Source organism: Sphaerisporangium sp. NPDC088356 (genome assembly GCF_040685555.1).
Classification (GTDB): domain Bacteria; phylum Actinomycetota; class Actinomycetes; order Streptosporangiales; family Streptosporangiaceae; genus Sphaerisporangium.
Window position 1 is genome coordinate 1 of sequence record NZ_JBFBIK010000216.1, and the last position, 5,237, is coordinate 5,237.

Annotated in this window: 4 protein-coding genes; all 4 read right to left on the reverse strand. The window is 72.7% G+C overall.

The features are described from left to right. Positions 1–58 precede the first annotated feature (58 nt). Entirely contained in the window at positions 59–1,231 is a 1,173-nt protein-coding gene (locus AB0O34_RS36010; RefSeq protein ID WP_363923347.1) for an acyl-CoA dehydrogenase family protein, read from the reverse strand. A 13-nt stretch (positions 1,232–1,244) separates the two neighbouring features. After that, positions 1,245–2,249, reverse strand: coding sequence for a hydroxymethylglutaryl-CoA lyase (locus tag AB0O34_RS36015; protein WP_363923349.1), 1,005 nt, complete (start codon positions 2,247–2,249; stop codon positions 1,245–1,247). Then, positions 2,246–4,288 carry an acetyl/propionyl/methylcrotonyl-CoA carboxylase subunit alpha gene (locus tag AB0O34_RS36020; protein WP_363923351.1) on the reverse strand — a complete coding sequence of 681 codons (2,043 nt, stop codon included), beginning with the start codon at positions 4,286–4,288 and terminating at the stop codon, positions 2,246–2,248. Before AB0O34_RS36020 ends, AB0O34_RS36015 begins: the two co-directional genes overlap by 4 nt. A 2-nt stretch (positions 4,289–4,290) precedes the next feature. Beyond that, positions 4,291–5,237 (reverse strand): carboxyl transferase domain-containing protein (locus AB0O34_RS36025; protein ID WP_363923353.1); only part of this gene is annotated, 947 nt, incomplete at its 5' end.

Genomic DNA, 5,237 nt, shown 5'->3' on the forward strand with positions numbered 1-5,237 from the left:
GTCGCCGCGGCGCCGCCTCGATCGAAGAGAACGTTCCCCCGCCCGCGACCCGGATGCCCTAGGCGGGCATGCCGAGTTGGCGGGCGATGAGCATGCGCTGGACCTCGCTGGTGCCCTCGCCGATCTCCAGGATCTTGGCGTCGCGGTAGAAGCGCCCGACCGGGTACTCGTTCATGAAGCCGTAGCCGCCGAAGATCTGGGTGGCGTCGCGGGCGTTGTCCATCGCCGCGTTGGAGCTCACCAGCTTGGCGATGGCCGCCTCCTTCTTGAACGGCTCGCCGGCGAGCATCTTCTCGGCCGCGTGGTAGTAGGCCAGGCGTGCCGTGTGGGCCCGCACCTCCATGTCGGCGACCTTGAACTGGATGGCCTGGTAGCGGCCGATCGGCAGCCCGAACGCCTGCCGCTCCTGGACGTACCGCAGGCTCTCGTCGACGCAGCCCTGCGCGAGCCCCACCGACAGCGCGGCGATGGCGATGCGGCCCTCGTCGAGGGTCTGGAGGAACTGCGCGTACCCCCGGCCCCGTTCACCGAGCAGGTTGGCGGCGGGCACCCGGCAGTCGGTGAACGACAGCTCCCGCGTGTCCGAGGCCGACCAGCCGACCTTGGAGTACTTCTTGGACACCGTGAACCCGGGCGTGCCCGACGGGACCAGGATCGTCGTGATCTCCGGGGAGACCCGCCCGGAGCCCTCCGCTCGCTCCCGCTGACCTGTGATGGCGGCGACCGCGACGAATCCGGTGATGTCGGTGCCCGAGTTGGTGATGAACGCCTTGGATCCGTTGATCACCCACTCGTCCCCGTCGAGGACGGCCGTGGTCCGCATGCCGCCGGGCACGTCGGAGCCGCCTCCGGGCTCGGTCAGCCCGAAGGCGCCGAGCGTCTCTCCGGAGGTCAGCCGGGGAAGCCATTCGGCCTTCTGCTCGGCCGTGCCGAACCGGTAGACCGGCATGGCGCCGAGGGAGACCGCGGCCTCAAGGGTGATGGCCACCGAGGAGTCGACACGGGCCAGCTCCTCCAGTGCCAGGCAGAGGGCGAAGTAGTCGCCGCCCATGCCGCCGTACTCCTCGGGGATCGGCAGCCCGAACAGTCCCATGCGCCCCATCTGAGAGACGATGTCGTAGGGGAACGCGCAGCGCTCGTAGTAGTCGCCGATCACCGGCGCGACCACGTCCCTGGAGAAGTCCTCGACGGTCTTGCGCAACGCCTCGTACTCGTCGTTGAGCCGGTGCATGCTCTTCACTCCTCTACTCGGGCCGGGCTTCGTCGGCCGGGGATCGCCCCGCCGTACGCTCGCCGGCCGGTACGTCGCCGGCCGGGTCCTCCTTGGCCAGGGCCTGGACGACGCGGGACGGGCTCGGACGGCCCAGCTCCCCGGCCAGCCAGACGCTGGTGGCGACCAGCGATGCGAGGTCGACGCCGGTCTTGACGCCGAGCCCGGAAAGCATCCAGACAAGGTCCTCGGTGGCGAGGTTGCCCGTGGCGCTCTTCGCGTACGGGCACCCGCCGATCCCTCCGGTGGAGGCGTCCACGACCGTCACCCCGGCGCGCAGAGCGCTGAGGGTGTTGGCCAGCGCCTGGCCGTAGGTGTCGTGGAAGTGCACGGCGAGCCGCTCGGGCCCCACGCCGGCCTCGGCGAAGGCGCTCAGCAGGGCGGTGACGTGCCCGGGCGTGCCGACGCCGATGGTGTCGCCGAGGGACAGCTGGGAGCAGCCGAGGTCGAGCAGCCGCCTGCCCTGCCGGACGACCTGGTCGATCGGCACAGGCCCCTCCCAGGGGTCGCCGAAGCACATCGACAGGTACGCCCGGACGTCCATCCCGTTGTCGCGGGCCCGCCCGACGACGGGGGTGAACATCTCGATCGAGCCGTCCAGGCTCCGGTTCAGGTTCCGCCGCGCGAACGTCTCGGTGGCGCTGCCGAAGATGGCGATGTCGGTGACGCCCAGGTCGAGCGCCCGGTCGAGGCCACGCTCGTTGGGGACCAGCACGGGGTAGCGGACACCTGGCACCCGTTCCATCCGGCCCAGCAGCTCCTCAGCGTCCGCGAGCTGGGGCACCCACTTGGGGTGCACGAAGCTGGTCGCCTCGACGGTGGTCAGCCCCGCCTCGGCCAGCCGCGCCACGAACCGCGCCTTGACCTCGACCGGGACGATCGCCGACTCGTTCTGCAGGCCGTCCCTGGGGCCGACCTCGTAGATCGTCACCCGGTCGGGCAGCCCGTCCATCGGGACCTCGAACGGCATGCGCATCATGACCCTCCCGTCCGCGTGTCCGTGTCCGTGACCGTCTCCGTTTCCGTGGCGGCGGGCGCGGGGGTCTCGGCGCGGACGACGGCCAGCACCGCGTCCATGTCGACCGGACGGCCCGCTCGTGCGGGAAGCTCCGCGACGACGCCGTCCGAGGGGGCGGTGACGGTGTGCTCCATCTTCATCGCCTCGACGATCAGCAGGGGCTGCCCCTCGGTGACCCGCTCGCCGGGGACCACCTTGACCAGCAGCACGGTGCCCGGCATCGGGCTGCGGACCACCCCGTCGCCCGCACCGCCGGCGCCCGCGCGGTCGCCGCGATCCCCGGGTTCGTGCGGGGTGATCGCCCACGATCGCCCGTCCCTGCCGAGCCAGACGGTCCCGGCGTCCACCGCGTGGGTGAAGCGGGAGGTCAGGCCGTCGAGCGTCACGAAGACCTCGCCGTCCCGCCCGTGGGCGAGCCCGGCCCCGGCGACAGGCGCGTCGCCCACGGCCACCTCCGCGCCCGTACGGGGAAGGCCGCGGACCCTCACCTCGGCGGTCTCGCCCCGCGCCGTCAGGAGCCACGGGGTCCAGGCGGGCTCGCCGACCCGCCACCCGTCCGGCACGTCCCACGGGTCGTCGCCGGCGGCCGAGACCAGCCGGTCCTGCATGACCAGCGCCGCGGCGGCCGGCACCTCGTCCGGCAGGGGCCCGGCACCGTACGCGGCGGCGAGCAGCGCGGGAAGGCGCCGGTCGATCAGGCCGGTGCCGAGGTTCCCCGCCGCCACGTCGGGATCGGCGAGCAGCGCCCGCAGGAACGCGATGTTGGTGGTCACGCCGAGGACGGTCGTCGCCCGCAGCGCCGCGTCCAGCCGCCGCAGCGCGCTCTCCCTGTCCGGGCCCCACGCGATCACCTTGGACAGCATCGGGTCGTAGTCGCTGCCGACGACCGTGCCGGTCTGGAGCCCGGAGTCCACCCGCACACCGTCGCCCTCCGGCTCCGCGAGCGCGAGCACCCGCCCGCCGGTGGGCAGGAACTCCCGGGAGGGGTCCTCGGCGTAGACGCGGGCCTCGACGGCGTGGCCGCGCAGGCGTACGTCGTCCTGCGCCAGCGGCAGCGGCTCTCCCGCAGCGACGCGGAGCTGGAGCTCCACGAGGTCCAGGCCGGTGACCAGCTCGGTGACCGGGTGCTCGACCTGGAGCCGGGTGTTCATCTCGATGAAGTAGCCCGGGTGTCCCGGCTCGTCGCCGGAGACGATGAACTCGACGGTCCCCGCGCCCACGTACCCGACGGACCTGGCGGCCCGCACCGCGTCCGCGCCCATGCTCTGGCGGGTGGCCTCGTCCAGCAGCGGCGACGGCGCCTCTTCGATGATCTTCTGGTGGCGGCGCTGCAGGCTGCACTCGCGCTCGCCCAGGTGGACGACGTTGCCGTGCGCGTCGGCCAGCACCTGGATCTCGATGTGCCGGGGGTCGGCGACGAACCGCTCGACCAGCAGCGTGGCGTCCCCGAACGCGGCGGCGGCCGTGCGGCGGGCCGACTCGATGGCCTGGGGCATCTCCTGCGGCGAGCGTACGACCAGCATGCCCTTGCCGCCGCCGCCGGCCGAGGGCTTGATCAGCACGGGGTAGCCGATGCGCCCGGCCGCCTCCACGAGGTCGTCGGCGGGCTCGGCGCCGCCGGGGACGACCGGCACGCCGGCCGCCGCCACGGTGGCCTTGGCGCGGATCTTGTCGCCCATCGCCTCGACGGCCTCGGGCGGCGGGCCGACGAAGACCAGGTCCTCCTCGGCGCAGCGCCGGGCGAACGCGGTGTTCTCGGACAGGAACCCGTAACCGGGGTGCACGGCCCGCGCCCCGCTGAGCTTCGCGGCCGCGATCACCTGCTCGATGTCGAGGTAGCCGGAGGCCAGCCGTACGGCCGTGTCGGCCTCGCGGACGTGCCGGGCGCCCGCGTCCGCGTCGCTGTACACGGCGACGGACCGGATGCCGAGGCGGCGCAGCGTCCTGATGACGCGGAGCGCGATCTCGCCCCGGTTGGCGACAAGAACGGTGTCGAACATGATCACATCCGGAAGACGCCGTAGCCGATGGGGTCGAGGGGGGCGTTGGCCGTGGCGGACAGGGCCAGCCCGAGTACCGTGCGGGTGTCGAGGGGGTCGATCACGCCGTCGTCCCAGAGCCGCGCTGTGGAGTAGTACGGGCTGCCCTGCTCCTCGTACCGCTCGCGGATCGCGCGCTTGAACTCCGCGTCGTCCTCGCCGCCGGGGCGCACGGTGGCCAGCACGTTGGCGGCCTGCTCGCCGCCCATGACCGAGATGCGGGCGTTGGGCCACATCCACAGGAAGCGCGGCGAGTACGCCCGGCCGGCCATCGCGTAGTTGCCCGCCCCGAACGAGCCGCCGACGACCACGGTGAGCTTCGGCACGCGGGCGCAGGAGACGGCGGTGACCATCTTGGCGCCGTGCTTGGCGATGCCCCCGGCCTCGTAGGCGCGGCCCACCATAAACCCGCTGATGTTCTGCAGGAACACCAGGGGGATCTTCCGCTGGTCGCACAGCTCGATGAAATGGGCGCCCTTCAGCGCGGACTCGCTGAACAGGATGCCGTTGTTGGCGACGATCCCCACCGGGTGCCCGTGGATGTGAGCGAAGCCGGTCACCAGCGTGTGGCCGTACTCGGCCTTGAACTCCAGGAACCGGCTGCCGTCGACGATCCGGCCGATGACCTCCCGTACGTCGTACGGGGTGCGGGTGTCGGCGGGCACGATGCCGTACAGGTCGCGGGGGTCGTGCAGCGGCTCCTCGGGACGGGCGCGCTCCCAGGGCGTGGGGTGCTTCGGCGCGAGCGTGGAGACGATGTCGCGGACCATGGACAAGGCGTGGGCGTCGTCGTCGGCCAGGTGGTCGGTGACCCCGCTGACCCGGGCGTGCACGTCGCCGCCGCCGAGCTCCTCGGCCGTGACCTCCTCGCCGGTCGCGGCCTTCACCAGCGGCGGGCCGCCCAGGAAGA

What these genes read in the sequence shown, in the direction of transcription:
- AB0O34_RS36015 (WP_363923349.1), bottom strand. Translation starts at nt 2,249, where the DNA reads ATGATGCGCATGCCGTTCGAGGTCCCGATGGACGGGCTGCCCGACCGG.
- AB0O34_RS36010 (WP_363923347.1), bottom strand. Translation starts at nt 1,231, where the DNA reads ATGCACCGGCTCAACGACGAGTACGAGGCGTTGCGCAAGACCGTCGAG.
- AB0O34_RS36020 (WP_363923351.1), bottom strand. Translation starts at nt 4,288, where the DNA reads ATGTTCGACACCGTTCTTGTCGCCAACCGGGGCGAGATCGCGCTCCGC.